Source organism: Loktanella sp. DJP18 (assembly GCF_049310965.1).
In the GTDB taxonomy this organism is placed as follows: Bacteria; Pseudomonadota; Alphaproteobacteria; order Rhodobacterales; family Rhodobacteraceae; genus Loktanella.
Genome location: NZ_JBMERN010000019.1, coordinates 1 through 26,971, shown reverse-complemented (window position 1 = coordinate 26,971; position 26,971 = coordinate 1). Strand labels below are relative to the sequence as shown.

The 26,971-nt window shown below is 65.7% G+C and carries 25 protein-coding genes; 15 read left to right on the top strand and 10 right to left on the bottom strand.

Annotated features, from left to right (window positions below):
• Nucleotides 1–3: 3 nt before the first annotated feature.
• The 7 genes from ACOI1H_RS07885 to ACOI1H_RS07855 are packed head-to-tail and all read right to left on the bottom strand — an operon-like array spanning nucleotide 4 to nucleotide 6,667.
• A complete protein-coding gene (locus tag ACOI1H_RS07885; protein WP_422436453.1) occupies nucleotides 4–855 on the bottom strand; it encodes a mechanosensitive ion channel family protein in 852 nt (283 codons plus the stop codon).
• Nucleotides 855–1,142, bottom strand: a complete 288-nt coding sequence (locus ACOI1H_RS07880; protein WP_422436451.1) for a 4a-hydroxytetrahydrobiopterin dehydratase — start codon at nucleotides 1,140–1,142, stop codon at nucleotides 855–857. Before ACOI1H_RS07880 ends, ACOI1H_RS07885 begins: the two co-directional genes overlap by 1 nt.
• Nucleotides 1,139–2,317: a GNAT family N-acetyltransferase gene (locus ACOI1H_RS07875; protein ID WP_422436449.1), complete on the bottom strand. Its 1,179-nt coding sequence runs from the start codon at nucleotides 2,315–2,317 to the stop codon at nucleotides 1,139–1,141. The genes ACOI1H_RS07880 and ACOI1H_RS07875 overlap by 4 nt, the downstream gene beginning before the upstream one ends.
• 31 nt (nucleotides 2,318–2,348) lie before the next feature.
• A complete protein-coding gene (locus ACOI1H_RS07870) occupies nucleotides 2,349–3,104 on the bottom strand; it encodes a glycerophosphodiester phosphodiesterase family protein (RefSeq protein WP_422436448.1) in 756 nt (251 codons plus the stop codon).
• Entirely contained in the window at nucleotides 3,101–3,562 is a 462-nt protein-coding gene (locus ACOI1H_RS07865; RefSeq protein ID WP_422436446.1) for a RidA family protein, read from the bottom strand. Before ACOI1H_RS07865 ends, ACOI1H_RS07870 begins: the two co-directional genes overlap by 4 nt.
• A gap of 58 nt (nucleotides 3,563–3,620) precedes the next feature.
• On the bottom strand, nucleotides 3,621–4,925 hold the full coding sequence (locus ACOI1H_RS07860) for an HlyD family type I secretion periplasmic adaptor subunit (RefSeq protein ID WP_422436444.1): 1,305 nt from the start codon (nucleotides 4,923–4,925) through the stop codon (nucleotides 3,621–3,623).
• Entirely contained in the window at nucleotides 4,922–6,667 is a 1,746-nt protein-coding gene (locus ACOI1H_RS07855) for a type I secretion system permease/ATPase (protein WP_422436442.1), read from the bottom strand. Before ACOI1H_RS07855 ends, ACOI1H_RS07860 begins: the two co-directional genes overlap by 4 nt.
• Before the next feature lie 224 nt (nucleotides 6,668–6,891).
• On the opposite strand from ACOI1H_RS07855, the gene ACOI1H_RS07850 reads away from it, so the two are divergent.
• Complete coding sequence (locus tag ACOI1H_RS07850; protein ID WP_422436441.1) at nucleotides 6,892–7,365, top strand: hypothetical protein; 474 nt, start codon at nucleotides 6,892–6,894, stop codon at nucleotides 7,363–7,365.
• On the opposite strand, the gene ACOI1H_RS07845 is transcribed toward ACOI1H_RS07850, so the two are convergent.
• Nucleotides 7,366–9,495 carry a transglycosylase domain-containing protein gene (locus tag ACOI1H_RS07845; protein ID WP_422436439.1) on the bottom strand — a complete coding sequence of 710 codons (2,130 nt, stop codon included), beginning with the start codon at nucleotides 9,493–9,495 and terminating at the stop codon, nucleotides 7,366–7,368.
• A gap of 274 nt (nucleotides 9,496–9,769) precedes the next feature.
• Here ACOI1H_RS07845 and ACOI1H_RS07840 point away from each other — a divergent pair, with 274 nt between their 5' ends.
• The 8 genes from ACOI1H_RS07840 to ACOI1H_RS07805 all read left to right on the top strand — a co-directional run bounded on the left by ACOI1H_RS07840 (nucleotide 9,770) and on the right by ACOI1H_RS07805 (nucleotide 18,103).
• On the top strand, nucleotides 9,770–10,108 hold the full coding sequence (locus ACOI1H_RS07840; RefSeq protein WP_422436437.1) for a P-II family nitrogen regulator: 339 nt from the start codon (nucleotides 9,770–9,772) through the stop codon (nucleotides 10,106–10,108).
• Nucleotides 10,109–10,138: 30 nt separating this feature from the next.
• Complete coding sequence (locus ACOI1H_RS07835) at nucleotides 10,139–11,506, top strand: ammonium transporter (RefSeq protein WP_422436435.1); 1,368 nt, start codon at nucleotides 10,139–10,141, stop codon at nucleotides 11,504–11,506.
• A 224-nt stretch (nucleotides 11,507–11,730) separates the two neighbouring features.
• The gene (locus tag ACOI1H_RS07830) at nucleotides 11,731–12,069 is read left to right on the top strand and encodes a P-II family nitrogen regulator (protein WP_422436433.1); all 339 of its coding nucleotides are present in this window, start codon (nucleotides 11,731–11,733) and stop codon (nucleotides 12,067–12,069) included.
• 41 nt (nucleotides 12,070–12,110) lie between these two features.
• Nucleotides 12,111–13,403 (top strand): ammonium transporter, encoded by a 1,293-nt coding sequence (locus ACOI1H_RS07825; RefSeq protein ID WP_422436508.1) that lies wholly within the window; start codon nucleotides 12,111–12,113, stop codon nucleotides 13,401–13,403.
• Nucleotides 13,404–13,503: 100 nt separating this feature from the next.
• Nucleotides 13,504–14,502 (top strand): N-acetyltransferase DgcN, encoded by a 999-nt coding sequence (gene dgcN / locus ACOI1H_RS07820; RefSeq protein ID WP_422436432.1) that lies wholly within the window; start codon nucleotides 13,504–13,506, stop codon nucleotides 14,500–14,502.
• A gap of 68 nt (nucleotides 14,503–14,570) precedes the next feature.
• Complete coding sequence (gene dgcA, locus ACOI1H_RS07815) at nucleotides 14,571–15,536, top strand: N-acetyl-D-Glu racemase DgcA (protein ID WP_422436431.1); 966 nt, start codon at nucleotides 14,571–14,573, stop codon at nucleotides 15,534–15,536.
• Between the two features lie 4 nt (nucleotides 15,537–15,540).
• Nucleotides 15,541–16,398: a D-amino-acid transaminase gene (locus tag ACOI1H_RS07810; RefSeq protein ID WP_422436429.1), complete on the top strand. Its 858-nt coding sequence runs from the start codon at nucleotides 15,541–15,543 to the stop codon at nucleotides 16,396–16,398.
• Between the two features lie 112 nt (nucleotides 16,399–16,510).
• Nucleotides 16,511–18,103, top strand: a complete 1,593-nt coding sequence (locus ACOI1H_RS07805) for a DEAD/DEAH box helicase (protein ID WP_422436427.1) — start codon at nucleotides 16,511–16,513, stop codon at nucleotides 18,101–18,103.
• Between the two features lie 81 nt (nucleotides 18,104–18,184).
• On the opposite strand, the gene ACOI1H_RS07800 is transcribed toward ACOI1H_RS07805, so the two are convergent.
• On the bottom strand, nucleotides 18,185–19,408 hold the full coding sequence (locus ACOI1H_RS07800; RefSeq protein ID WP_422436425.1) for a Coenzyme F420 hydrogenase/dehydrogenase, beta subunit C-terminal domain: 1,224 nt from the start codon (nucleotides 19,406–19,408) through the stop codon (nucleotides 18,185–18,187).
• A 179-nt stretch (nucleotides 19,409–19,587) separates the two neighbouring features.
• On the opposite strand from ACOI1H_RS07800, the gene ACOI1H_RS07795 reads away from it, so the two are divergent.
• From ACOI1H_RS07795 to ACOI1H_RS07785, 3 genes are all read left to right on the top strand, one after another.
• Complete coding sequence (locus ACOI1H_RS07795; RefSeq protein ID WP_422436423.1) at nucleotides 19,588–20,754, top strand: MFS transporter; 1,167 nt, start codon at nucleotides 19,588–19,590, stop codon at nucleotides 20,752–20,754.
• Nucleotides 20,755–20,818: 64 nt separating this feature from the next.
• Complete coding sequence (locus ACOI1H_RS07790; protein ID WP_422436421.1) at nucleotides 20,819–21,841, top strand: aspartate-semialdehyde dehydrogenase; 1,023 nt, start codon at nucleotides 20,819–20,821, stop codon at nucleotides 21,839–21,841.
• 206 nt (nucleotides 21,842–22,047) lie between these two features.
• Nucleotides 22,048–23,241 (top strand): GAF domain-containing sensor histidine kinase, encoded by a 1,194-nt coding sequence (locus ACOI1H_RS07785; RefSeq protein ID WP_422436419.1) that lies wholly within the window; start codon nucleotides 22,048–22,050, stop codon nucleotides 23,239–23,241.
• Between the two features lie 194 nt (nucleotides 23,242–23,435).
• Here ACOI1H_RS07785 and ACOI1H_RS07780 read toward each other — a convergent pair whose 3' ends face one another.
• The gene (locus ACOI1H_RS07780; protein WP_422436417.1) at nucleotides 23,436–24,083 is read right to left on the bottom strand and encodes a carbonic anhydrase; all 648 of its coding nucleotides are present in this window, start codon (nucleotides 24,081–24,083) and stop codon (nucleotides 23,436–23,438) included.
• Nucleotides 24,084–24,231: 148 nt separating this feature from the next.
• Here ACOI1H_RS07780 and ACOI1H_RS07775 point away from each other — a divergent pair, with 148 nt between their 5' ends.
• From ACOI1H_RS07775 to ACOI1H_RS07765, 3 genes are read left to right on the top strand one after another with little or no spacing between them, the layout of a single operon-like run.
• Entirely contained in the window at nucleotides 24,232–24,606 is a 375-nt protein-coding gene (locus ACOI1H_RS07775; protein WP_422436415.1) for a hypothetical protein, read from the top strand.
• Nucleotides 24,607–24,666: 60 nt separating this feature from the next.
• Nucleotides 24,667–26,031, top strand: coding sequence for a leucyl aminopeptidase family protein (locus tag ACOI1H_RS07770; protein WP_422436414.1), 1,365 nt, complete (start codon nucleotides 24,667–24,669; stop codon nucleotides 26,029–26,031).
• The gene (locus ACOI1H_RS07765; protein WP_422436413.1) at nucleotides 26,028–26,876 is read left to right on the top strand and encodes a C40 family peptidase; all 849 of its coding nucleotides are present in this window, start codon (nucleotides 26,028–26,030) and stop codon (nucleotides 26,874–26,876) included. Before ACOI1H_RS07770 ends, ACOI1H_RS07765 begins: the two co-directional genes overlap by 4 nt.
• Nucleotides 26,877–26,971: the final 95 nt, after the last annotated feature.

Below are 26,971 nucleotides of genomic sequence, written 5' to 3'. Positions count from 1 at the left end.
GCTTCAGTCCGCGTCATTGACGATATGAACGGTGCGGTTGGGGAAGGGGATGTCGATGCCTGCGGCGTCAAGCGCTTCCTTGACCTTGCGGGTCATGTCCGCCTGATACTGGAAATAATCCGCGCGGCTGCACCAGATGCGGACCAGAAAATCCACCGAGGATGCGTTCAGATTGTTCACCTGAATGAAGGGCTCCGGGTCACTCAGGCTGCGCGGGTCGGCCATGATCGTATCAAGGATCACCCGTTCCGCCTCGGCCAGATTGGCACCGTAGCCCACGCCAAAGGTCCATTCCGCCCGGCGCTGCGGATAGACGGAATAGTTGACGATCGTGTTGCCCCAGACCTCCGAATTCGGAATGATGATCTGGAAGTTGCCGATGCTCGCCATTTCGATGAAGTTCAGGTTGATTGACTTCACCGTGCCGCTTTGCCCGTTGATTGTCACGAAATCGCCCAGCTTGATCGGGCGGAAGAAGATGATCATCACCCCCGCCGCGACGTTGGACAGCGTGCCCTGCAATGCCAGACCGATTGCCAGACCCGCCGCACCGATGACGGCCACGACGCTGGTCGTCTGCACGCCGAAGGTGTTCAGCACGAACAGGAAGGCAAAGCCGATGATGATGTAGCGGACGATGTTGCCCAGAAAGATGAACAGCGTCTCGTCCAGATGGCGGTTATTGCGGCCGACGCTTTCCACCCGCCGCGACACCCAGCCGCCGATGATGAAGCCGATGATCAGGATGATGATGGCGGTCAGTACCGATCCGAAGGCCGACACGAGGAATCCGACGGTCAGCACGTCCATGATCGACGTGCCGTTGATGATCGGGGTATTGAGGAGGTTCTGCATCAGTCTTCCGAAAGTTTGTCCATGATCTGCGCGAGCTTCGCGTCGAGCGCGGTCAAACCATCCGCGTCATGGGTGGTCAAGGCGACCTCCACTGTCTTGTAGACATTGGACCATTCGGGGTGATGGTTCAGCTTTTCCGCATGGATCGCGGCACGGGTCATCCAGCCGAACGCCTGCACGAAGTTCTTGAATTCGAACGTCTTGGTGATGGCGTCGCCGCCCTCGGCGAGCGTCCAGCCGGCGTCCAGCAGTGGCTTGATCTCGTCCTGCGTCAGTTTCTCGGTCATTGCTGTTCCTCTCGGGTATCGCGCTTGAACGGACCGTAAGCGGTCAGCACCTCGATCTCTTCGTCCACGGCGCGGGTTTCAGCGATCAGGTAACGCGCAATCGCGTCACGGAAAGCGGAATCCCTGATCCAGTGCAGCGAATGGGTCGCGACCGGCAGGTAACCGCGCGCCAGCTTGTGTTCGCCCTGCGCCCCAGCCTCGACCCGGGCCATGCCATTTTGTATCGCGTAATCAATGGCCTGATAGTAGCACAGTTCGAAATGCAGGCTGGGGTGATATTCGGTGCTGCCCCAGTAGCGGCCATAAAGCGTGTCGCGCCCGATGAAGTTCAGCGCCCCCGCGACGGGCCGGTCGCCGTCCAGCGCCAGCACCAGCAGCATGTCCTCGCGCAACGTCTCTTGTGCCCTGTCGAAGAAGGCACGCGTCAAATAGGGCGTGCCCCACTTGCGGTTTCCGGTGTCCTGATAGAAGCGCCAGAAATTGTCCCAGTGCTGCGGTTGGATGGCGTCGCCGGACAGCGCCACGATTCGCCCACCGAAACCCTGCGCCTCGGCCCGTTCGCGGCGGATGTTCTTGCGCTTGCGGCTGGACAGGTCGGCCAGAAAGGCGTCGAAGTCCGCGTATCCCCGGTTCTCCCAGTGAAATTGCTGGCCCACCCGCGGCATCAGTCCCATCTTTTCACCCGCCAATGCCTCGGCTTCGGTGCAAAAGGTGATGTGCAGCGACGACAGGTCGTTGTCCGCCGCGATCTGCACGGCCCCTTGCACCAGCGCCGCCATCCCCATCGCCTCAAACCCCGGCCGCGTCAGGAACCGACGCCCAGTCGCCGGGGTGAACGGCACGGCGATCTGCAATTTCGGATAATAGTCGCCGCCTGCGTTCTCATAGGCCTGCGCCCAGTTGAAATCGAAGATGTATTCGCCCTGGCTGTGCCCCTTGGCATATAGCGGCGCGCAGGCGATGACCTGCCCGTCGGCGCGGGCCACCAGGTAGCGCGGCTGCCACCCCGACCGTCCACCGACGGACCCGGACTCCTCCAGCGCCTTCAGGAACCTGTAGGTGGTAAAGGGGTCCTCTGGCCGCCCGTTGCCGGGGCAGGCGCAGGCGTCCCAGTCGGCCTGCGCGATGTCGGACAGCGACGGGTGGGCGGTAATCTCGACGGTGGGGGTGTTCATGGTCCGCTACGTGGTCGCATCGCGTCGCGCGTCAAGCTGCATATCCCTCGAACGTGATGTTGTCGGCGTGGATGCGCGCCTGCGTCGCATCCTCGGGTGACCGGATCGTCCAGCACAGGATCGCCGCCCCGTGCTGTTCGTTCAGTTCCTTCACGCGGGGATGATCCAGTTCTTTGTGATAATGACTGATGAAGCTGGCACCGACATGGCCGTAGTCGGGAATCTGGCTGAGCCGTTCCAACGTGGGCTGCGGGATCGCGGGCCAGTCGGCGGGGTCGAACGATCCGGTCGTCAGGCCGCGCGGCACGTCGGGCAGCAGTTTGCCCATCTCGGCCACGGCATGAGGGTTGAACGACATGACCGCAACCGGCCCCTTGTAGCCAGCCAGAACCTGCGCCACCGCACGGCCCATCGGCCCGATCTGCGGGCCAAGGCTGCCGTCCTGATCCTTGATCTCGATCAGCAGTGGAACGCGCCCGGCCACGACCTGCAACACCTGCGCCAGCGTCGGAATGGTCGTGCTGTCGCCCATCAGCGGAATCTGCGCCAGTTGCGCCGAGGAACGTTGCGCGATTGCCCCCTGTTCGATGGTCAGCCGCCGCAGGTCGTAGTCGTGGAAGACCATCGGCACGCCGTCGCTGGACAGTTGCAGGTCGATCTCGATTCCGTAGCCGTGGGTGATGGCCTCCTTGATGGAACTGAGGGAATTTTCGACCCGGCCGTGCGCCTTGTCGTGGAAGGCGCGATGCGCGATGGGCCGCGTGACGAAGGCTTTCGGCAACATCATGCGATCTCGAACACGGCTTCGATCTCGACCATGACACCCCTCGGAAGGCTGGCGACGCCCACGGCGGACCGCGCGTGTCGCCCCTTGTCGCCCAGTGCGTCGACAAGGAAATCCGACGCCCCGTTGATGACCTTCGGCTGATCCGTGAAATCCGGGGTGCAGTTGACCATGCCCACCAGTTTCACCACCCGCACCAGCCGGTCGAGGTCGCCGTCGCAGGCCTTCTTCAATTGCGCCAGCAGGCTGAGCGCGCAGGCACGGGCCGCAGCGGCACCCGCCGCCACGTCGACCCCGTCGCCCAGCTTGCCCTGCATCAGCCCGTCCGGGCCTTGGGAAATCTGGCCTGACACCCAGACCTGATTGCCCGTCACCACGAAGGGGACGTAATTCGCCGCCGGGGCCGGCGCATCGGGCAGGGTGATGCCAAGCTCGTTCAGTCGTGTCTCGATCGTGCTCATCGCCGCGGCTCCCTTGTGTTTCAGGCCGAACCTAGGGCGCGGCGGGGGCGGCGTCCATCTAGGAGTCGCGGAAAGCCTTGGCGAAATAATCGGCCATCGGTTTCAGGAAATATTCCATCGGCGTCCGCTCTGCCGTGCGGACATAGGCTTCGACCGGCATACCTGGGATCAGGGTCATGCCGGCGGGCAGCTTGTCGATCTCGCCCTCGTCCATCTGCACCTCGGCCCGGTAGAAGGACGCGCCGTTCTGTTCGTTCTGGAACGCATCGGCCGAGACCTGCGTGACATGTCCGGTCAGCTCCGGCGTGCGGCGCTGGTCGAAGGCCGAGAGGCGCAGAACCACGTCCTGACCCAGATGGATCTGGTCGATGTCCGTGACCTGCACCCGCGTCGCGATGACCAGCGGGCGGTCCTGCGGCACCAGATACATCAGTGGATCGGCAGGCCGGATCACCGACCGCGGCGCAAAGACCGTCAGCCCGTAGATCACGCCGCCCACCGGCGCGCGGATGTCCAGCCGGTCAAGCTGCTGGCGCAGGGTCCGCCGGCGTTCGGACAGTTCGAGTTCGTTGTATTGCAGGTCGCGCAGGCGGGTGATCGCCTCCTCGCGGCGGGTGGTGGTCAGGCCAAGCACCTGAATCTCGATCTCGGTCCGCCGTTCGGCCGCCTGTGCCGCCTGGGCTGTCAGTTCGCCCATCCGACCCTTCATGTTCGATGCCTCGCGCCGCAGCGCCAGCACGCGGCTGGCCTGCGCCAGACCGCGGTCAAGCAGGCTTTGCTGGTCGGTCAGTTCCTCCTCGATCAGGGCGGTCTGTTCGACCATTGCGGTCTGCTGGGCCGTGATCCCGTCGATCTGGCTGGCGATCTGCATCTCCTGCTGGGCCAGTTGCTCTGTCGCCTTCCGCAGGCTGTCGAGCCGCGCCTCGAACAGGCGCTGCTGCCCCTCCATCAGGTCGGCCGCGGCGACCCCCGCCTCCTGCAGGAGGGGGTCAAACGTGAGTTCGGTCGCGCCGTCGCGTTCGGCCTCGAACCGGGCGCGGCGCGACAGGATTTCGTAAAGTTGCCCTTCGACGACCGCGAGTTCGCTGACGATGGCCGAGGAATCGAGCTGGATCAGCATGTCGCCCGCTGCGACCTCCTCGCCCTCGTCGACGAGGATCGCGTCGACCACGCCGCCGTCGGGGTGCTGGATGACCTGACGGTTGCGGTCGACCTCGATCTGGCCCTGCGCAATGACGGCCCCGGTGATGTTGGCAAAGACGGCCCAAGTGCCGAAACCGCCGACCAGGACGCCCACGGCAAGCGTACCCGTGATCAACGGCTTCGCGGCGGACCAGCGGCTGGGGATGTGGGGATCGGTCATTGCACGCCCGCCGCCTGTCCGGCCGTGGCGGTGATCTGGTCGGCGTTGCGCAGCACGTCGCGCAACACCTCTTCCTTGGGGCCAAAGGCGCGCCGCGTGCCGTTTTCGATCACCAGCAGCAAGTCGCATTCCTGAATGGCGGCCGGCCGGTGCGCCATGATGAAGACCGCCTTGCCTTCGGATTTCGCCACCCGGATCGCGTTGTTCAGCGCCATCGATCCGTCGTTGTCGAGGTTGCTGTTCGGTTCGTCCAGCACGAGGATCACCGGATCGCCATACATGGCGCGGGCCAGCCCGACGCGCTGCATCTGCCCGCCTGACAGCCGCCCGCCGCTGGCGGTGACGCGGGTGTCGTAGCCGTCGGGCAGCTTCAGGATCATCTCGTGCGCCGCGGCCTTCTTGGCGGCGGCCACCACAGCGGCATCGTCGGGGGTCATCGACATGCGCGCGATGTTGTCCCGGATCGTGCCGTCGAACAATTGCACCCGTTGCGGCAGGTAGCCGATGTATTTGCCCAGCGTATCCGCATCGTATTGTTCCAGCGACGCCCCATCGAGGCGGATCTTGCCACCCGCTGGCCGCCAGACGCCGGTCAGCGCGCGCGCCAGCGTCGACTTGCCCGCACCAGAGGTGCCGATCACGCCGATGGCCTGCCCCGGCTTCACCTCGAAGCTGATCATCCGGAGCGCCGCCTGGCTTTCGCCGGGCGGGACGACCGTGACGCTGTCGGCGGTCAGGATCGCGCGGGGGGCGGGCAGGGTGGTGCGGGGCGTGTCCTCGGGCACCTCACCCAGCAGGCGCGACAGACGTGTCCATCCTTCGCGGCCCTTTTGAAAGGCGGCCCATTGACCCACGATCGTCTCGATTGGGGCAAGGGCGCGGCCCATCAGGATCGACCCCGCGATCATCGCACCGGCGGTCAACTGACCCTCCAGCACCAGCAGGGCGCCAAGGCCCAGCATGGCCGACTGCAGGAACAAGCGGAACGTGCGGGTCATCGCGGTATAGGTCCCGGCGGAATCGGAGGCCCCGATCGTGGCGTCCAGTGACGCGCCCCGCGCGATCTGCCAGCGGTCGAACGCCGCCCCGCGCATGCCCAGCGCATGCACCATCTCGCTTTCGGTGCGGATCTGCGCACCCAGCGCCTCGGACTGAAAGGATGCCGCGTTGGCGGTTTCCAGCGGCGTCTTCGTTGCGATCTGGTTGGCCACCGCCACCACGACCAGCACCGCACCCCCGACCAGCGCCAGGATGCCCAGCGCCGGGTGGAAAATGAAAATGCCGAAAAAGAACAATGGCGTCCACGGCAGATCGAACAGCGACATCAGCGCAGGCGACGTGATCAGCCGCTGCACCGCCTCCAGATCGCGCAGGGCGGTGCGCGCTTCTTCCGGCGGGCGGGACTGGTTCGACGCGCGCAGCGACGCCGCAAAGACCCGGCGATCCAGCCGGGCCTGAAACCGCGCGCCCAGGCGGCCCATGACCCGGCCGCGCACGAAATCGAGGATGCCCATCATGCCGTAAAGGAACGCCACCAGCACGGACAGCGCGATCAGCGTTTCCAGGCTGCGGCTGCCCAGCACCCGGTCATAGACGTTGAGCATGTAAAGCGGTCCGGTCAGCATCAGCATGTTCACGAAAAAGCTGAAGATCGCGACGGCCCAGTACAGTGGCCGACCTTCGCGGCGGACGGCGGCAAGTTCGGCTGCACCACGTTTCACAGCCTGATCGTTGTTGCTCATGCCCTGCGCCCCGTTTCCGACCCTTCGCGGACCGTTCTCTCATCCTAACCCTCAAACCCTTACGAAACACCTGAATTCTGCGTCAGCGCGGGCGCGTCGTGGCGTTGTCGCCACATCATCGGATCGATCCCGTAAACGATGTGTCGCCGTGCGGGCAACGTGACACGGGACCAGAGAATGAATAACATCACGCGGATCATGGCGCAGCAGGGGGGAATGCAGCGATGAAATCGATTTGCGGTCATGCCATGCTGGCAGGCCTTTGTGCGACCGCGACCATGGCCGGGCCTTACGACGGCACCTACAGGCAGGCGGCGAACGCCGAATGTGCGCTGGTCGGGATCGACGGCGGATCGGTCAAGATAGAGGACGACATCTTCTACGGGGTCGAGGTGGAGTGCCGTATGGCGAACCCGGTTAACGTCCTCGATATGGATGCGCTGCTATACACGATGCAGTGCAGCGGCGACGATACCGTCTTTTCGGAACGCGCGATGCTGATGAACAAGGCGCAGGACGACGGCATCATCATGGTCTGGGACGGCTACGCCTTCGTCTACGACCGCTGTCCTGCCCCCGGTGATGGGCCGTCCGTGACCGATCCGGTCGCCGACGCAGCTCCCACGATCCCGCCGCCGGCGGATCCCGTCACACCGGCCGATGCCCCCGCAGGGACGCCGGCCGACTCAACCGACTGATCAGTTCAGCCCGTTCAGGATATTGCCCAGCACGTCCAGGATCTCTCGATCCGCGGTAATGCCTTGATCCGGAACGATATTGCCGCCGGCGCTGGCGCCGGGCAAGTCCAGCGGCAAGGGCTTCGGCGTTTCGCCCGCCACGACGCGCGACACCGTCGCCTGCCAGATTTCCGCCGGCAATCCACCGCCCGTGACACCGGTCATCGGGCTGTTGTCGTCATAGCCCATCCAGACGCCCACGACGTATTCCGCGTTGAAGCCGATGAACCACGCATCGCGAGAGGAGTTTGTCGTTCCCGACTTGCCCGCCAGCTCCCACCCCGGGATCTGGGCCCGCGTGCCGGTGCCGCGGGCGACGACCTGGCTCATCATGTAGGTCAGTTGCCGGGCGGCCCTTTGCTGGATCACCCGTTCCTGCAGGCCGGTCCCCTGATTGTCCATCAGGGGCGCGTCGTCGCCCTTCAGGCGCAGGTCGATCAGACCATAGGGCTGCACCGCCGATCCGCCGTTCAGGATGCCCGCATAGGCCCCCGTCATCTCGAGCAGGGTGCTTTCGGATACGCCCAGCGCCAGGGCGGGGCCGGCGGCAAGGTCGCTTTCGATCCCGAACTTGCGCGCCACGTCCCGCACCAGATCGCTGCCCACCGCCTCCGACAGGCGGATCGCCGGGATGTTGCGCGATTCGTACAGGGCCTCGGTTAAGGTCACGGGCCCCTTAAAGACATGGTCGTAGTTGTCTGGCGTCCAGGACGGAGAGCCCGGAATGTTGATCGTCAACGGCGCGTCGTTGATCATGTCGTTCGGGCTCCACCCCAGGTCCAGCGCCGTCGCGTAGATGAAGGGTTTGAAGGCCGACCCCGGCTGCCGTCGTGCCTGTGTGGCGCGGTTGAATTCGCCAGAGGCCCGCACGTCGCGCCCGCCGACCATGCCGCGCACGGCACCGTCCGCGCTCATCACGACAATCGCGGCCTGCGCCTCGGACGACGGCTTCAGCTTGGCCTCGAAGATCGACAGCAGCGCAGTTTCCGCCGCCGTCTGGATGCGCTGGTCCAGCGTGGTGCGGATCACCACGTCCTCTGTCGTGTCGCGGGTCAGGAAATCCGGGCCCTGAGCCATGATCCAGTCGGCAAAGTAGCCGCCCGCCTTGGCCTGCGCGGCATCGCTCAATTGCGCGGGTCGTGCGCGGGCCTCGGCCGCTTGCTCGGCCGTCAGGTAGCCCTCCTCCTCCATCAGACCGATCACGACATTGGCGCGACCGACCGCCCGGTCCATGTTGCTGGTGGGCGCATAGCTTGTCGGCGCTTTCAGCAGCCCCGCCAGCATCGCGGCTTCGGCCGGACCCACCTCGGCCGCGGACTTGCCGAAATAGCGCTGCGCCGCAGCCTCGAACCCGCGGCTGCCCGCACCGAGGTAGGCGCGGTTAAAGTAGATGGTCAGGATGTCCTCCTTGGAATAGGCGACCTCCATGCCCATCGCGAAAATGGCCTCTTTCGCCTTGCGCCAGATCGTCGTGCGACGGCAGTCGTCCTCATAGGCCGCCTCCGACTCCCATTCCGACGTATCGTAGGGCACGCCAAGGCACAGCAGTTTGGCGACCTGTTGCGTGATCGTCGATCCGCCATTGCCCGACAGCGGGCCGCGCCCCTCGCTCAGGTTGATGCGGATGGCGCTGGCGATGCCGCGCGGGCTTAGCCCAAGGTGGCGGTAAAAGCGGCGGTCCTCGGTCGCGACGACTGCATCGTGCAGGTAGGGCGACACGCTGTCCGCCGTGACCATCCCGCCGAACTGGTCGCCGCGCCAGGCAAAGACGCTGCCGTCCCGGTCCAGCATCGTCACCGATCCCCGCGTCCGGGCATCGACGATGGTCGTGATCGGCGGCATCTGCGACGCGAAATACAGCACCGCACCCGCCAGGATCACGCCGAAGGCCAGTCCCAGCCGCCAGGCGACCCGCAGGCCCAGTCCCAGCAGATAGGTGAACGGAAACAACAGCCAGCCGACCAGCCCGCGCTTGCGTGGCGCAGCCTTGCGCCTGCGGCGTTTCGGTTCCGGCTTGGCCGGTGCAGCGGCCCGCGCATCATAGCGCCGATCCGCAACCAGCGATTTTCCCGAAGTGGTGCGTCTTGCCATTGTCTGCCCGGTCCGTCTTTTGACTGCTTTTGGCGATCTTATCCTGCGATGTCGCCCATGTCCCGCGCACTGGGCGATTCTCCGCTGCCTTTTTGTGAACGCATAACAATTCAGCATCAGCTCGCAGTTGTGCAAAAATTGTGCGACAACGCAGGATTCCGGGGCGCGGGCGGGCAGGGTTTCCTTGTGCCGCACACCGTCCACCGTCCCTTTTGACCCATCCGCAGCGCCGGGGGTCAAACCTCCGCCACAGGGAACGAGGGAAAAAAAAGACGTGAAACTGATTATTGCAACGATCAAGCCGTTCAAGCTGGAGGAGGTCCGCGAGGCGCTGACTGCCATCGGCGTGCGCGGCATGATGGTGTCCGAGATCAAGGGCTTCGGGTCCCAGTCGGGTCACACCGAGATTTACCGTGGGGCCGAATACGCCGTGAACTTCGTGCCCAAGGTCAAGCTCGAGATCGTGGTTCCCGATGCGATGGCCGAACAGGTCGTCGCCACCATCGCCAGCACCGCAAAGACCGACAAGATCGGCGACGGCAAGATCTTCACCCTCGACGTCGAAGGCGCGCTGCGCGTCCGCACCGGCGAATTGAACGACGATGCGCTGTAAGCGCCGCCATCACAAAGGGACCGACATCCGATGAATACCACACTTCAAAAAGCACTGATGGCCGGGGCGGCGCTCGCTCTCCTGCCCATCGTCGCCATGGCGCAGGATACCACCGCCGCCGAGGCCGTGACCGAAGTTGCAGAGGCGGCGGCCCCGACCTTCGACGAAATCGGCCCCTACATCATGACCACGCTGCTGTTCCTGATCGGCGGCTTCCTCGTCATGTGGATGGCCGCAGGCTTCGCCATGCTCGAGGCCGGGCTGGTGCGGTCCAAGAACGTCACCACGCAGTTGACCAAGAACATCGCGCTGTTTGCCATCGCGGGCATCATGTATTGGCTGGTCGGCTTCAACCTGATGTATCCGGGCGACGGCTGGACCATCGCGGGCTATGTCGGCACGCTGTTCTCGCCCACCGTGCTGGAACCCGTCGGCCTCGACGCCGCCTCGGCCTCGCTCGACTATGCGTCCGTCGCCTCCGACTTCTTCTTCCAGCTCATGTTCTGCGCCACCACCGCCTCGATCGTATCCGGCACGCTGGCCGAACGCATCAAGCTGTGGCCCTTCCTGATCTTCACCGTCGTCCTGACCGGCTTCCTCTACCCGATCGAGGCATCCTGGCAGTGGGGCGGCGGCTGGCTGAGCGAGATGGGCTTCTACGACTTCGCAGGCTCCACTCTGGTGCACGCCGCTGGCGGCTTTGCAGCCTTGGCCGGTGCGCTGGTGCTGGGTCCGCGGATCGGTCGCTACAAGGACGGCAAGACCTTCCCCATGCCAGGCTCCAACCTGGCGCTTGCCACGCTGGGGACGTTCATCCTGTGGCTCGGCTGGTTCGGCTTCAACGGCGGGTCGCAACTGGCCGCCGGCAACGTGGGCGACATCACCGACGTGGGCCGCATCTTTGCCAACACCAACATGGCAGCCTCTGCCGGTGCGGTGGCCGCGATGATCCTGACGCAGTTGATGTACGGCAAGGTCGACCTGACGATGGTGCTGAACGGCGCGCTGGCGGGCCTCGTGTCCATCACGGCGGGTCCGCTCGATCCCTCGCTGTTCGGCGCGCTGCTGATCGGGGCCGTGGGCGGTATCATCGCCGTGCTGGTCGTCCCGATGCTCGACAAGCTCAAGATCGACGACGTCGTCGGTGCGATCCCGGTCCACCTCGTCGCCGGGTTCTGGGGCACGATGGTGGTGCCGTTCAACTCGCCCGACACCTCTTTCGTCACGCAGTTCGTGGGCTTTGCCGCCATCGGCATCTTCATGTTCGTCGTGTCGCTGGTGGTCTGGCTGATCCTCAAGGCGGTCATGGGCATCCGTGTCAGCGAAGAGGCAGAGATCAACGGCCTCGACATGTCCGAAATGGGCATGGAAGCTTATCCGGAGTTTGCGAAGGGCTGACCTCCCACAGACCCTTTGCAGTGGCCCGGGCAGCGATGCCCGGGCCATTCTTGTTTTAGCTCACGCTTTCCATTCCGCCCGTTTCTTGGGCGGCCCGATGCAAAAACGGGCCACGGACCCTTGAGGTGCCACTGTTTCAGGCAGACGGGTCCGCAATCCGCTTGTTCTGCCTGCAAGACGGGCGACTGCTGACGGCCAGGTGCATGGGACGAAGGGAGTCTGTCATGAAACTGATTATCGCCGTGATCAAACCGTTCAAGCTCGACGAAGTGCGCGAGGCGCTGACGGCCGTCGGCGTGCGCGGCATGATGGTGTCCGAAGTCAAGGGCTTCGGGGCCCAGTCAGGCCATACCGAAGTCTATCGCGGCGCGGAATACCTCGTGCAATTCGTGCCGAAACTGCGCCTTGAAATCGTGGTGCCGGACAGCCTGGCCGAACAGGTCGTCGCCACCATCGCCGCCACCGCCAAGACCGACAAGATCGGCGACGGCAAGATCTTCACCCTCGACGTTGAGGCCGCCATGCGCGTCCGCACCGGAGAGACGAACGACGACGCGCTGTAAGCGGCGCACTGGGGACAACGGGAATGAAATTGAAGACATTGATGACTGCGGGAGCAGCGGCCCTGCTGCCGACATTGGCACTGGCGCAGGATGCGACGCCGACCGTCGACAAGGGCGACGTCGCCTGGATGATGACCGCCACGCTGCTGGTGCTGTTCATGATCCTGCCGGGGCTGGCGTTGTTCTATGGCGGCCTCGTGCGGACCAAGAACATGCTGTCGGTGCTGATGCAGTGCACGCTGATCACCGCGATGGTCATGGTCGTCTGGGTGGTCTGGGGCTACTCCTTCGCCTTTGGCGGCGGCACGTCGCCCTACTGGGGTGGCATGGGCAAGCTTTTTCTGGCGGGCGTCAACGCGGACAGTCTGGCAGCCACCTTCACCGACGGCGTGATGATCCCGGAATACCTGTTCATCGCCTTCCAGATGACATTCGCCGCGATCACGCCCGCGCTGATCGTCGGGGCCTTTGCCGAACGGATCAGGTTCTCGGCCCTGCTGCTCTTCGTGCTGCTCTGGGTCACCTTCGTCTACTTCCCCATCGCCCACATGGTCTGGGACGCCTCCGGCCTGATCTTCAACATGGGCGCCATCGACTTTGCCGGCGGCACGGTCGTCCACATCAACGCAGGCATCGCGGCGCTGTGCGGGTCGATCATGATCGGCAAGCGCGTGGGCTTCGGTCGCGACAACATGGCCCCGCACTCCATGACCCTCACGATGGTCGGGGCCGCGATGCTGTGGGTGGGCTGGTTCGGCTTCAACGCCGGTTCCAACCTCGAGGCGACGGCGGGTGCCACCCTTGCGATGATCAACACCTTCACCGCCACCGCGGGTGCGATCCTGGCGTGGTGCGGGATCGAGGCGCTCACCCGCGGCAAGGCCTCCATGCTGGGGGCTGCGTCGGGCATGGTCGCGGGCCTTGTCGCCGTGACCCCGGCCTGCGGCACCATCGGCCCGGTGGGCGCGATCGCACTGGGGGCCATCGCCTCAGCCGGGTGCTACTTCTTCGTGGCCGTGGTCAAGAACAAGATGGGCTATGACGACAGCCTCGACGTCTTCGGCGTCCACGGCATCGGCGGGATCATCGGTGCGGTCGGAACGGGCATCTTCACCGCGCCGGGACTGGGCGGCACGGGCGGCGACGACTATTCGCTGGCCGGCCAGACCCTGATCCAGATTCAGGCGGTCGTCATCACCATTGTCTGGTGCGGCATCGCGTCCCTGATCCTTTACAAGTTGGTCGACCTGCTGATCGGCCTGCGCGTGACGGAAGAGGACGAACGCATCGGCCTCGATCTGTCCGCCCACGGCGAACAGGCCTACCACGGCTGACGTTCCATCACGCAACAGGGACTCGGGCGGGGCATCGGACTGGTGCCCCGCCCGTTCCCGTTCTAGGCTGCCCCGATCCCAATTCCCCGGAGAGGTCCCCATGATCCAGACCCCCTATCTGCTGTTCCTCGGCGATGCGCCCGACATGCTGGCCTGCAAGGTCGCCATCGGCATCCGCGACTGGCGGCCCGATCATGTGGTCGGCCAGTTGCGCCTGCCCGAATGTCGCGCCGACCTTGCCCTGACCGAGATGACGCTGGACGAGGGTCTGGCCGCCGGGGCGAAGACCCTCGTGATCGGGGTCGCCAACCGGGGCGGCCTGATCTCGCCCGCGTGGAAGGACGTCCTGCTGACGGCGCTGGCGGCGGGCTATGACATCGCGTCGGGTCTGCACAACCTGCTGCGCGAAGACCCCGACCTCGTCGCCGCCGCGATCCGGCACGGTCGCACCCTGCACGACGTCCGCATGCCGACCGTCAAGTATCCCATCGCATCGGGCATCCCGCGCACCGGGCGCCGCGTGCTGACCGTCGGCACCGATTGTTCCGTCGGCAAGATGTATACCGCGCTGGCGATGGACGCCGAGATGAAGGCGCGCGGGCTGAAATCCAGCTTTCGCGCCACAGGCCAGACCGGCATCCTGATCACCGGGGAAGGCGTGCCGCTGGATGCCGTGGTCGCCGACTTCATGGCGGGAGCCGTCGAATGGCTGACGCCCGACAACGACGCCGACCACTGGGACCACATCGAAGGGCAGGGCAGCCTGTTCCACATCAGCTATTCCGGCGTGACGATGGCGCTGGTCCACGGCGGCAGGCCAGACGCGCTGATTCTCGCACATGAGCCGACCCGCACCCACATGCGCGGTCTGCCGGACTACGCACTGCCGACACTCGAGGCGCTGCGCGACACCGCCCTGCCTTTGGCGCGGATCGCGAACCCCGCCTGTCTGGTCGTCGGCATTTCCGTGAACACGCAGCATCTGGCCGACGATGCGTTCGAAGGATACCTGCGCGAAGTCGAGGATCGCATGGGCCTGCCGACCGTCGACCCCTACCGACAGGGTGCCGGACGGCTGGTGGATGCACTGCTTGCGTAAGGGAACGGTCCTGCAAGCAGGACCGTTGCCTCCGGCGGGAGTTTGTCTGGCCAGATGAAAGGGATGTCATGCACATTGAGGTGACGCGGGACGTATTCCCGCTGGCGCAGGTCTTTACCATCTCGCGCGGATCACGGAACGAGGCGCAGGTGCTGACCGTGACGGTCACGGACGGGGATCTGGCGGGCCGCGGCGAATGCGTGCCCTATGCGCGCTACGACGAGACGCTGGACAGCGTGACGGCACAGATCGCCGGACTGCCGGCGGATCTGACGCGCGACAGCCTGCAACACCTGCTGCCCGCCGGGGCCGCGCGCAACGCGGTCGACTGTGCCCTGTGGGACCTTGCCGCCAAACAGGCGGGTGTGCGTGTCTGGGACCTTGCAGGTCTGCCCGAGCCGCGACCGACCGTCACGGCCTATACCCTGTCGCTCGACACGCCCGACGCGATGCAGCGGCAGGCGGCGCTGAACGCGCATCGCCCTCTGTTGAAGATCAAGCTCGGCACCCCCGACGACATGGCGCGGCTCGAGGCGGTGCGCCGCGGCGCGCCCGAACCGGTCATCATCGTGGACGCGAACGAAGGCTGGACGGCGGAGGTCTATGCCGACCTCGCCCCGCATCTGCTGCGTCTTGGCGTGGCAATGGTGGAACAGCCGCTGCCTGCCGGGGCCGACGAACTGCTGGCCGACATCGCCCGCCCGCTGCCGGTCTGCGCCGATGAAAGCTGCCACGACCGCGCGTCCTTGCCGAGCCTGCGCGGCAAATATGACATGGTGAACATCAAGCTCGACAAGACCGGCGGTCTGACAGAGGCACTGGCGCTGAAACGCGCGGCCGAGGCCGAAGGCTATGCCGTGATGGTCGGCTGCATGGTGGGATCGTCGCTGGCGATGGCCCCCGCCACGCTGCTGACCGCAGGCGCCGCCTTCACGGACCTTGACGGGCCGCTGCTTCTGTCGCAGGACCGCACGGCACCTTTGCACTATGACACCGCTGGCGTGCACCCGCCCAGCGCCGCACTTTGGGGATGACACCATGCGCACCGTCTATCTGAACGGCGATTACCTGCCAGAGGACGAGGCCAAGGTCTCGATCTTCGACCGTGGCTTCCTGATGGCTGACGGCGTGTATGAGGTGACCTCCGTGCTGGACGGCAAGCTGCTGGACTTCGACGGTCACGCGGTGCGCCTGCAACGCTCGCTCGATGAGCTCGACATCCGGCATCCTTCCAGCAAGGAGGACCTGCTGGAGGTCCACCGCGAACTGGTGCGCCTGAACGACATCACCGACGGCATGATCTACCTTCAGATCACGCGCGGCAATCCCGGCGACCGCGACTTTGCCTATCCGGCCCCCGACACGGCACCGACCGTCGTGCTGTTCACCCAGTCCAAGCCCGGCCTGGCGGACAGCCCGGCGGCAAGGCAGGGGATCAAGGTCATCTCGATCCCGGACCAGCGCTGGGGCCGCCGCGACATCAAGACGGTGCAGCTTCTGTATCCCAGCATGGGCAAGATGATGGCCAAGGCCGCAGGCTGCGACGATGCCTGGATGGTAGAGGATGATGTCGTGACTGAAGGCACGTCCAACAACGCCTATATCGTCAAGGGCAACACGATCATCACCCGGCAACTGGGTCACGAGATCCTGCAAGGCATCACCCGCGCCGCCGTCCTGCGCTTTGCCCGCGAGGCGCAGATGAAGGTCGAGGAACGCCCCTTCACGATTGCAGAGGCGCTTGCGGCGGACGAGGCCTTCGTCACCTCGGCGACCACCTTCGTCATGCCGGTGGTCGAGATGGACGGCCAGCCCGTCGGCACTGGCAAGCCCGGTCCAGTCGCGGCGCGCCTGCGGGAAATCTACCTGGACGAAAGCCGCAAGGCCGCGATCTGACGCGCGCATCCTGTCCATTCTGAAACAGGTTTGACCCCGCGCGCCTTTTCGCTGTGCCGGGGATCAAATGCTGGGGTCCCGCGTTTGCTGACACACCGTCAGAGGGATCACGATGTCCACCCGCCAATTGAACGACCGCGACCACGACCTGCTGTTTGGCGAGGACGCGCTGGAACCCGGCGACGCGGTCGTCCACTTCGAACACGGCCTTGCCCGCTATGACGGTGTCATGGAATGCGACCTCGGCGACGCGCACCAGACGCTGACGACCTTCGTCTATCGCAACGGCGGCAAGATGATGCTGCCCGCGCAGGAAGGCCACGACTTCTGGCGTTTCGGTGCCCCCGCCGACAGCCTGACGCTGGACCGGCTGAAGTCCGACGACTGGGCGCGGCGGCGTGACGAGATGATCGTGGAATTGCGCGAAAGCGCCGACCGCATGATCGAGATCGACCGCGCCCGCAAGACCGCCCGCGCGCAGCCGCTTACGCCTGATGCCGGGGCCTTTGCCGCCTTCGCAGACGCTTTCGGCCACGCCCCCACCCGCGACCAGACCCGCGCCATTGCTGCCGTTCTGGACGATCTGGCGCAGGTCACGCCGATGGACCGGCTGCTGATCGGCGACGTCGGTTTCGGCAAGACCGAAGTTGCGCTGCGCGCCGCCGCCGCTGCGGCGCTGGCCGGCCATCAGGTCGTCGTCGCGGCCCCGACGACGGTGCTCGCGCGGCAACACTTCGCGACCTTCACGGCCCGGTTCGCCCAGACCGGCATCCGGATCGCCGAACTCTCGCGGTTGACAGGGGCCGAGCACCGGCGCGCGGTCCGCGATGGTCTGGCCGATGGTGCCATCGGCGTCGTCGTTGGCACGCAGGCGCTACTGGACGACACCCTGTCCTTTGCCAGCCTTGCCCTTGTCATCATCGACGAGGAGCAGAAGTTCGGCGAGGACCAGAAGGATCATCTGCGCCACTTGGCGAACGGCATCCACGTCCTCAGCATGACCGCGACGCCCATTCCCCGATCGCTTGCCGCCGCGGAAATCGGCCTGGTCGACGTGTCGGTCGTGGCCACCGCGCCAAAGAATCGCAAACCGGTGAAGACCCGGCTGATGCGCCGCGATGCGGACGCCATCCTTGACGCGATCGCGGTCGAGGTGGCGCGGGACGGTCAATGCTACATCGTCTGCCCGCGGGTGTCGGGCGTGGATCGGCTGGACGCGGTTCTGAAGGCCCGCAAGGTCGACTTCAGTTACATCATAGCCCACGGCCAGATGCCGGACGAGGAGATGGCGGCGGCGATGCTCCGCTTCATGAACGGCGATGTCGACGTGCTGCTGTCGACCTCGATCATCGAAAGCGGGCTGGACAACGGTCGCGCCAACACGATGGTCGTCTGGAACGCCGACCGCTTCGGTCTGTCGCAACTGCACCAGTTGCGCGGCCGGATCGGGCGCAGCCGCCTGCCCGCGCACATGCTGCTGATGACCGACGTGGACCTCGACGACGGCAGCGACGCCGCCGCGCGCCTGACCGCCTTTACCGAGATGTCCGAGGTCGGTGCAGGCTTTCGGATCGCCCGCAGGGACCGCGACATCCGCGGCTTCGGCACGCTCGACGGGACCGACCAGTCCGGCCAGATTTCGCGGCTGGGCATCGGGCTTTACCGCCACATCCTGCGCAACCATCTGCGGACCGCACCGGCGTGAAGGGCGACCGCGTCGGTCAACCGTGCAGCGGGTGCTGCCGCCATCGCGAAACAGCGCCGTGATGTTCTGCGGTTGTCCCACTCACGGCGCGTCGACGCCGCTTTGTTCTGTCGCATCGGGCGTCAGCCCGTAGGGCGCGGCGATCCGCCAGACGTGGCCGGGGATCATGTTCTTCATCTTGGCCGGTTCCTCGCGGCGCAGGTGCAGGATCGTCTCGGCCGCCTTCATCTCGACCCGCGCACGGGCGAACTCAAGGCCCTTCGGCCCCAGCTTCGGCATCAGCCAGCCCATCAGGGGCCGCATCCACTGCGGCATCCGCCGCAGCGGCAGGCCACCCGCAGCCCGCGCGGTGTTCGCGATGAAGCCCTTCACCGGCCCCGCCCGCTTGCCCCGCGACCCCGGCGCCGACAGTGCCACCCGGTCGCCCAGGGCCGCCAGCATCTCGGCCCCGCGGTCATTGCGCACGATCAGCCATTGGTCGCCCTCGCCGGCCATGTAGCCGACGGTGATGTCCGCCAGCCGGTTCGTGTAATCCACGCAGGTCCGGCAGGTCAGCGGAAAGAAGTCGCCCGGCAGGTCCGACAGCGGTAGTTGCAGGAACGGGATCAGCCGCCGCGTACCGTCGGTGAACCGCAGTTCCACGTGATAGTCGGCGCGGAATTCAAGGTAGGTCACGGTCTCGGGCACATCCGTTAGCCGCGCCAGAAAGCCGTGGAAATTGGCCGTCGTCGTGTTGTCCGAACAGGGCGTGCCGATGACGTAAAGCCTGTCGAAGCCCAGCTCCGCCTCCAGCGCGCGCAGGGCATGGATCTGGCACGGTATCCCGATGACCGCGATCCGCCGATGACCCGCCGCCCGCGCCGGTTCCAGCAAGGCCAGCAGCGGCGCATAGCCCATCCGCATCCCCCGCGCCTGCGCCATCTGCGCGGGCGTGGTCAGGATCGCGGGGCGCGGGGCCCAGCGGTCGGCGGCGTCAGGAACCATCGCCAGCACCGCATCGACGGCCTTGGTGCGCAGCAACTCCGCCGCCAGCCCGGTCGTGATCCCCGTCCACTGCGCCCCATCGGCGGGCTGCACCATCCGGGCGCGGTACATGGCCCGATGCACGCCAAAGATTTCCTCGTCGCCCTGCGTCCCGGCGATACGCCCATGCACACGGACTTCCGCCGCCGGATAGTCCGGCCTGATGAATTGGCAGGCGCGCCCGCAGGCCGCGGCATCCGCCATCCGGCTAACGCCGCAATCGGTGCAGAGCCCCCGCGGCGCAGGGTCGGCAAAGCGGGGCAGGGTGGGGGTATCCGGCATGGCCCGACCTTACGCCCCCCACCCGCACTGTCCAGCCAGCCTGACACCTCATCCGGGTTTCCGGCTTCTTCTCGTCAAAAATACCTCGGGGTCTGGGGCCGCGCCCCAGGACAACCGCCACCCCTTGCGCAACCGGCGATCGCCGTGCCACGACGATGCCGACAAGGAGAGCGCACCCCATGACCAAAGGCCTGATCGTCCTTGCCCTGTCCTACGCGCTGTCGCAATTCTTCCGTGCCTTCCTGCCGGTCCTCTCTCCGGTGCTGAAGGCCGATCTCGGGGCGACGCCCGAGAACCTCGCCACCGCGTCCGGCGTCTGGTTCCTCGTCTTTGCCGCGATGCAGATACCCGTGGGCGCGGCTCTGGACCGGTTCGGGCCTCGCTGGACTGCGTCGCTGCTCTTCGGCGCGGGTGGGGCCGGGGGCGCGCTGGCCTTTGCGCTTGCGCAGTCGCCCGCGCACATCACGCTCGCGATGGCGCTGATCGGCGTCGGCTGCTCTCCCGTCCTGATGGCCGCCTACTACATCTTCGCCCGCCAGTATCCCGCGCGCCTCTTCGCCACCCTTGCCACGGCGATGATCGGTCTCGGCTCGCTCGGCAACATCGCCGGTGCCTCGCCGCTGGCCTGGGCCGTGGCGACCTACGGCTGGCGCCCCAGCATGGTGGCGCTCGCCGTCCTCAGCCTGTTCACCGCCGCAGCCATCGCGTTCCTCGTGCGCGACCCCGACCGGATCGGCACCGACGCCAGCGGCTCCGTCCTCGATCTGCTGCGCATCCCGGCCCTCTGGCCGATCTTCGCGATGATGTTCGTGAACTACGCCCCTGCGGCGGGGGTCCGGGGTCTCTGGGCCGGGCCGTATCTCGAGGAAATCTTTGCAGCCGATACCCTGACCATCGGCCGCGTCACCTTGGTCATGGGCCTTGCGATGATCGCGGGCAACTTCGCCTACGGCCCGCTTGACCGGATGCTGGGCAGCCGCAAGTGGGTCGTGATCGGCGGCAATGTCATCGCCCTTGCCGCACTTGTCGCACTGGCGCTCGATCCCGCCGCCGGCCTGTTGCGCGCGACCGCCCTGCTGGCGATCCTCGGCTTCGCGGGCTCTGCCTATGGCATGATCATCGCCCACGGGCGGGCATTCTTTCCGCCGCACCTTACCGGGCGCGGCGTCACGCTGATGAACCTCTTCGGCATCGGCGGCACCGGGCTCATGCAATACGCAACCGGCCCGATCTACCGCGCCGGGGCCGCGCCGGACCAGTCCTTCACATGGCTCTTCGCCGCCTTTGCGGCGCTTCTGGCCGTCGGGTTGCTGATCTACCTCACGGCCGGCGATCGCACCGACTGACCCCCTTTCCCTTTGCATCAATGGCGCGTAAGACCCGCCGGGTCTGAACCAAGGAGCGTGACAGATGGGTTACAAGGTCGTCGTCGTCGGCGCCACGGGCAACGTGGGCCACGAAATGCTGAACATTCTGGCCGAGCGGGAATTCCCGATCGACCAGATCGCCGCACTCGCCAGCCGCAAATCGTTGGGCACCGAGGTGAGCTTCGGCGAGCGCACCCTGAAGACCACCGACCTGGACACCTTCGATTTCACCGGCTGGGACATCGCGCTCTTCGCCGTAGGCTCCGAGGCGACGCAGAAATACGCCCCCAAGGCCGCCGCCGCCGGTTGCGTCGTGATCGACAACTCGTCGCTTTATCGCTACGACGCCGACGTGCCGCTGATCGTGCCCGAGGTGAACCCGCAGGCCGTCCACGGCTACAAAAAGAAGATGATCATCGCCAACCCCAACTGTTCCACGGCACAGATGGTCGTGGCGTTGAAGCCCCTGCACGACCGCTCCACGATCCGCCGCGTCGTCGTCAGCACCTACCAGTCCGTGTCCGGCGCGGGCAAGGAAGGCATGGACGAGCTCTGGGACCAGACGAAATCCATCTACAACCCGACGGATTCCAAGCCGCCGACGAAGTTCACCAAGCAGATCGCCTTCAACGTGATCCCGCACATCGATGTCTTCCTCGATTCCGGTGAAACCAAGGAAGAATGGAAGATGGTCGCCGAGACCAAGAAGATCCTCGATCCGAAGATCAAGGTCACGGCCACCTGCGTGCGCGTGCCGGTCTTCGTCGGCCATTCCGAGGCGATCAACATCGAGTTCGAGAACCCGCTGGATGCCGATGAGGCGCGCGACATCCTGCGCGAATCCCCGGGCATCATGGTGATCGACAAGCGCGAGGACGGCGGCTACGTCACGCCCGTCGAATGTGTCGGCGACTACGCGACCTTCATCAGCCGCATCCGCGACGACAGCACTGTCGACAACGGCATCAACCTGTGGTGCGTCTCCGACAACCTGCGCAAGGGCGCCGCCCTGAACGCCGTGCAGATCGCCGAACTCCTCGGCCGCGAGTGCCTCAAGAAAGGCTGACCGGTCGGTCGTCTCGATAGAATGCGCAATCCGGCAACGGGTTGCGCGTTTGCATTTGCGCCACCGGGTGATATGTCATCCGACATGCCGAAGAAGGACGGGCCTCAGGTGGTCTGGCCGTGTTCGTGGTTTACCCAGTTGTATCGATTTGATCGGCTTATCCTGTCTCAACAGCCCATCTTTTAGCCTTTCAGGACGGACACCCGATGGTTGACGCCGACACCGATTTCCAGCGTGATATTGCCGCCATCGCCAGCAATGCGCAGGTGCCGGTGATCCTGGAAACCATCCAGCTTGCGACCGGCATGGGCTTTGCCGCCGTCGCGCGGGTTACCGACAGCCGGTGGATCACCTGCCGGGCCGTCGACACCATCGCCTTCGGTCTCCTGCCCGGCGATGAACTCGACATCGAAACGACCCTCTGCCACGAAGTGCATCGGTCCAATGCCGAGATCGTTATCGACGATGTGGCGGCCGACAAGGTCTGGTCCGACCACCGTTCGCCCGTGCAATACGGCTACCGCAGCTATATTTCCGTCCCGATCCATCGCCGCGACGGCAGCTTTTTCGGCACGCTCTGCGCCATCGACCCGACGCCCCGCACCGTGTCAGACGACCGCATCGTCAGCATGTTCCGCCTGTTTGCGCAGATCATCGGCGAAGGGCTGGAGATGTCAGAGCAACTTGAAGTTTCGGAAGCCGCCGTCGGTCACGAACGCCATCTCGCAGACATGCAGGACCGCTTCATCGCGATCCTCGCGCATGACCTGCGGAATCCGGTCAGCGTCCTGTCGTCGGGCTTCCGCATGATGGAACGACGCGAGATGTCGGACGACCTGTCGCGCATCGTCACGCTGATGAAGGGGTCGGTCAAGCGCATGGCCCTGCTGATCGAAAACCTGCTGGACAGCGCGCGCAAGCGCACCGGCGAGGGGCTGATCATCAATGCGACAGCCAACGGGGGTCTGGTGCCCGTCCTGCAACAGATCGTCGAAGAACTGGCGGCCGTGTCCCCCGATCAGCGGATCGAGGCATCGATCGACCTGCCGGACGTACTGGTTTGCGACAGCGACCGGGTGGCGCAACTGCTGTCGAACCTGCTGGCCAACGCCGTCACCTATGGCACGCCGGACACCGTCATCACGCTGGACGCCCATATCGAAGGCAAGGCGCTGGTCTGCACCGTCAGCAATCAGGGCGCGCGGATCGGCGATGCACAGCGCGCCCGGCTGTTCCTGCCCTTCGAGCAAGGCACCGGCCGCGCCAGCCGCGAAGGGCTGGGTCTGGGCCTTTATATCGCGGCAGAGATCGCCAAGGGGCATGGCGGCACGCTCGATGTGGACAGCAACGAGGCGCGCACCGTCTTCACCCTGCGCCTGCCCGATGTGCTGCCGACCTGACCCCGCGGCCTGACTCGCAACCACAGAACCGCCGGGCAGGACGCGATCCAGACCCGGACGAAGCGGTTCGACCGGAATCGGCAGGCACCGCAAACCGCGCCGGCAGCCGCCAGTTGCGCCCGAATGCCTGCCAGACCGCTTCAGGCCACGCGGGGGACGAGATCGACGCGATTGTTGCCTGCCTTGCGGTCGCGTCAGACGGTGACAAAGCCCTTCACCGCCGGGTCGTAGTGTTCCAGCGATCCTTCGCCGATGTGGTTCCACAACCCGTGCAGCGACAGCATCCCGTCGTCGACCGCCGCCTTCACGAAGGGGAAGGTCATCAGGTTCTCGAGGCTGACCAGAACCGCCTCCTTCTCCAACGCGCGCAAGCGTGTGGTGGGGTCGCCCTGTGGCAGCCGGTCGTAGCCGGGCCTCAGAATGTCCATCCAGCGGCCGACGAAACTCGTCTTTTCGTCCAGTTCCGGCGCGTGGCCTTCGCACATGTCGAAACAGCCCTGCACGCCGCCGCAGCTTGAATGGCCCAGCACCACGATATGCGCCACCTTCAGCGCCGTGACCGCGTATTCGACAGTCGCCGATGTGCCGTGCTGCTTGCCGTCCGCCGCATAGGGCGGCACGAGGTTCGCGATGTTGCGGTGGATGAAGAATTCGCCCTGATCCGCTCCGAAGATCGAGGTCACATGCACCCGGCTGTCACAGCAGGAAATCACCATCGCCCGCGGATGCTGACCGTCCTCCGCCAGCCTCTTGTACCAGCTTCGGTTCTCCGCGTAGGTCGTGGCCTTCCAGCCCTGATAGCGTTTCACGAGGTATTCGGGCAGCGGCGTTGCAAATTCCACGGGGCGGACTCCTGGCGGGATATGCGGGCAGGTTAAGCCGAATTTGAACGGATTTCGAGCGATTTCGTGGGTTTGCGTCAATCAAATGGTGACCACGCACGGCCTAAGACGGGGCATCGAAAAGCACCTGTCACAAAGGCCCATAACCATGAGCATCGTCACCGTCCTGCAATGCCATCGAAATCCCGCGATGGACCCCGGACCGCTGTCCGAGATCTACAAGGACCTCGGCGACAAGGTGGCCGAGGAAACGATCTGCCGCGCGCTCGAAGACCTCGCCGTGCGGCTGAATCGCCTTCAGGACATCCGCGCCATCGCCGGATTTGAGGAGCTGGTCAGGCAGTCCAACCGCATGGCCGCCGTGGCGCAGGGCATCGGCCTGACCGAGGTGGCGACCGCCGCCCGCCACGTCGCCACCTGCGCCGCCCAGAAGAATGGCGTCGCCCTCGAAGCGACGATGTGCCGGCTCGACCGCGGCTTTGACCTCGCGATATCGCAGGTCTGGGATTTCCGCGACTTCTGATCCGGCCTTGCCGCCGCCGATCAGTCCGTTACGCTGGAGGGAGCCAGAATGGACCCTCGCATGATCACCTTCGCCCCCCCCGACAGTTCCGCAATTCCCCTGCATGTCATCGACGCCGATGATATGGACGGCATCCCCGCACCGCATCGCGCCTGGGCGCTGACCTGCGGCTTCAAGGGTGCCTCCGGTGTCACCCTTGCCATTCCGAACCCCGACGGCACCGTCGCGGCGGCCCTTGTCGGCAACGGAAGCGCCGCCAGCCGCCGCCGCACCCGGTTCGGTGTCGCCGCCGCCGCGCGCAAGCTGCCTGCCGGGACCTATGCCTTGGCCTCTGGTCTTACTGGCGACGCATTGACGGAAACGGCGCTGGGCTGGCTGATGGAATCCTACGATTTCCACCGCTACGCCAAGCCGAAATCCGACCCCGCCCGCCTTGTCGCCCCCGAGGGCGTCGACGCCGCCCGCTTGGAAGCCATCGCCGCCGGAGAGGCGCTGACCCGCGACCTGATCAACACGCCGACCAGCGACATGTCGCCCGCCGACCTCGAATCAGCGGCCCGCACGCTGGCCGACCGGCACGGCGCGCGGATCGCGGTCATCACCGGCGACGACCTGCTGACGCAGAACTTCCCGATGATCCACGCGGTCGGGCGCGCCTCGGCCACGCCGCCACGCCTGATCGACATGACCTGGGGGACCGAAGGCCCGCACATCACGCTGGTCGGCAAGGGCGTCTGCTTCGACACCGGTGGCCTGAACATCAAGCCCGGCAGCAGCATGGGCCTGATGAAGAAGGACATGGGCGGTGCCGCCACCGTGCTGGGCCTTGCCCACATGATCATGGCGCTCGGGATGCCCCTGCGCCTGCGCGTCCTGATCCCTGCGGTGGAAAACTCCATTTCCGCCAATGCCTTCCGCCCGCAGGACATCCTGACCAGCCGCAAGGGGCTGACGGTCGAGGTCAACAATACCGACGCCGAAGGCCGCCTTGTCCTGGCGGACGCGCTGGCCTTCGCCTGCGAGGAGGAGACCGCCCTCGTGATCTCTATGGCGACGCTGACCGGGGCCGCCCGCGTTGCCGTCGGCCCGGACCTGTCGCCGTTCTTTGCCGACGACGACAACCATGCGACCGCCCTTGCCACCGCCGCCGGCCGCGTCGCCGATCCGGTCTGGCGCCTGCCGTTCCATGATCCGTACGAGGACATGATCGAACCCGGCATCGCGAACCTCGACAACGCGCCCTCCGGCGGTTTCGCTGGCGCAATCACCGCAGCGCTGTTCCTGCGGCGATTTACCGACAAACCCTACATTCACTTCGATATCTACGGCTGGAACCCCACAGCCAAGCCCGCCCGCCCCAAGGGGGGCGTCGGCATGGGCGCGCGCGCGATCCTCGACGCTCTGCCTGACCTGCTGAAACTGTGACCACCTCCGTCCCGCACGACCGCCGTCTCTGGCCGGCCAATGCGCGTGTCGCCCTCCGCAGCCTTGGCCCGCAAGCCGGGTTGACCCCGGTGGACGGCACGCCCGCGACCCTGACGCACCCCGTCACCGACCTGCTGACCGCGCCGGACGGCCGCCGTGACCGGCAGCTTCTGCTGGGGCAGGCTGTGACGGTGCTGGAAGATCGCGCCGGCTGGTCCTTCGTGCAGGCGGGCGACGGCTATGTCGGCTATGTCCCCTCGGACCGGCTGACTGCCGAAACCGTGCCGACCCACCGCGTCGGCACCTTCGCGACCCACGCCTATGCCGCCGAGGACATGAAGTCGCCCGACGTCATGCAACTGCCCTTTGGTGCGCGGGTCCGCGTGCTGGACGAACGCCGCGCCTTTTTCGAAACCCCGCAGGGCTTCATTCCCAAAAAACACCTGCGCCCCCTCGACCGGCCCTTCACCAGCCCGGCGACCATCGCGCAGTTGCACTTCGGCGTGCCCTACCTCTGGGGCGGCAATTCCACGCGCGGGCTTGACTGTTCCGGCCTGATCGCGGCCGCCCTGACCGCCTGCGACATGCCTTGTCCCGGTGATGCCGACCTGCAGGAACAGGCGCTTGGTGATGCCTTGGCCCCCGACGCAGAGCTGCAACGCGGCGATCTGATCTTCTGGTGCGGTCATGTCGGCATGATGGTGGACCCCGCGACGATGATCCACGCGAACGCCAACGCGATGGCGGTGACCTATGAACCGCTCGCCAACGCGATCCTGCGCATTCGCACCGTCGAAGCCTCCGAGGTGACATCCCGCCGCCGCGTCAAGGGTCTGTGCATCTAGGGGAAGATGTCGTTACCGCGGGACTGCCACGTGTGGCGTTGCGGCCTGAGCCAGCGCCGTGGCAACGTTTGGCGTCAACACGTGGTTAATGTTAG

Coding starts and splice junctions, on each gene's coding strand:
- ACOI1H_RS07800 (WP_422436425.1), bottom strand. CDS start 19,408: ATGCCGGATACCCCCACCCTGCCCCGCTTTGCCGACCCTGCGCCGCGG.
- ACOI1H_RS07870 (WP_422436448.1), bottom strand. CDS start 3,104: ATGATGTTGCCGAAAGCCTTCGTCACGCGGCCCATCGCGCATCGCGCC.
- ACOI1H_RS07835 (WP_422436435.1), top strand. CDS start 10,139: ATGAATACCACACTTCAAAAAGCACTGATGGCCGGGGCGGCGCTCGCT.
- ACOI1H_RS07790 (WP_422436421.1), top strand. CDS start 20,819: ATGGGTTACAAGGTCGTCGTCGTCGGCGCCACGGGCAACGTGGGCCAC.
- ACOI1H_RS07810 (WP_422436429.1), top strand. CDS start 15,541: ATGCGCACCGTCTATCTGAACGGCGATTACCTGCCAGAGGACGAGGCC.
- ACOI1H_RS07860 (WP_422436444.1), bottom strand. CDS start 4,925: ATGACCGATCCCCACATCCCCAGCCGCTGGTCCGCCGCGAAGCCGTTG.
- dgcN (WP_422436432.1), top strand. CDS start 13,504: ATGATCCAGACCCCCTATCTGCTGTTCCTCGGCGATGCGCCCGACATG.
- ACOI1H_RS07845 (WP_422436439.1), bottom strand. CDS start 9,495: ATGGCAAGACGCACCACTTCGGGAAAATCGCTGGTTGCGGATCGGCGC.
- dgcA (WP_422436431.1), top strand. CDS start 14,571: ATGCACATTGAGGTGACGCGGGACGTATTCCCGCTGGCGCAGGTCTTT.
- ACOI1H_RS07795 (WP_422436423.1), top strand. CDS start 19,588: ATGACCAAAGGCCTGATCGTCCTTGCCCTGTCCTACGCGCTGTCGCAA.
- ACOI1H_RS07850 (WP_422436441.1), top strand. CDS start 6,892: ATGAAATCGATTTGCGGTCATGCCATGCTGGCAGGCCTTTGTGCGACC.
- ACOI1H_RS07775 (WP_422436415.1), top strand. CDS start 24,232: ATGAGCATCGTCACCGTCCTGCAATGCCATCGAAATCCCGCGATGGAC.
- ACOI1H_RS07805 (WP_422436427.1), top strand. CDS start 16,511: ATGTCCACCCGCCAATTGAACGACCGCGACCACGACCTGCTGTTTGGC.
- ACOI1H_RS07875 (WP_422436449.1), bottom strand. CDS start 2,317: ATGAACACCCCCACCGTCGAGATTACCGCCCACCCGTCGCTGTCCGAC.
- ACOI1H_RS07865 (WP_422436446.1), bottom strand. CDS start 3,562: ATGAGCACGATCGAGACACGACTGAACGAGCTTGGCATCACCCTGCCC.
- ACOI1H_RS07830 (WP_422436433.1), top strand. CDS start 11,731: ATGAAACTGATTATCGCCGTGATCAAACCGTTCAAGCTCGACGAAGTG.
- ACOI1H_RS07855 (WP_422436442.1), bottom strand. CDS start 6,667: ATGAGCAACAACGATCAGGCTGTGAAACGTGGTGCAGCCGAACTTGCC.
- ACOI1H_RS07880 (WP_422436451.1), bottom strand. CDS start 1,142: ATGACCGAGAAACTGACGCAGGACGAGATCAAGCCACTGCTGGACGCC.
- ACOI1H_RS07885 (WP_422436453.1), bottom strand. CDS start 855: ATGCAGAACCTCCTCAATACCCCGATCATCAACGGCACGTCGATCATG.
- ACOI1H_RS07785 (WP_422436419.1), top strand. CDS start 22,048: ATGGTTGACGCCGACACCGATTTCCAGCGTGATATTGCCGCCATCGCC.
- ACOI1H_RS07825 (WP_422436508.1), top strand. CDS start 12,111: ATGACTGCGGGAGCAGCGGCCCTGCTGCCGACATTGGCACTGGCGCAG.
- ACOI1H_RS07770 (WP_422436414.1), top strand. CDS start 24,667: ATGATCACCTTCGCCCCCCCCGACAGTTCCGCAATTCCCCTGCATGTC.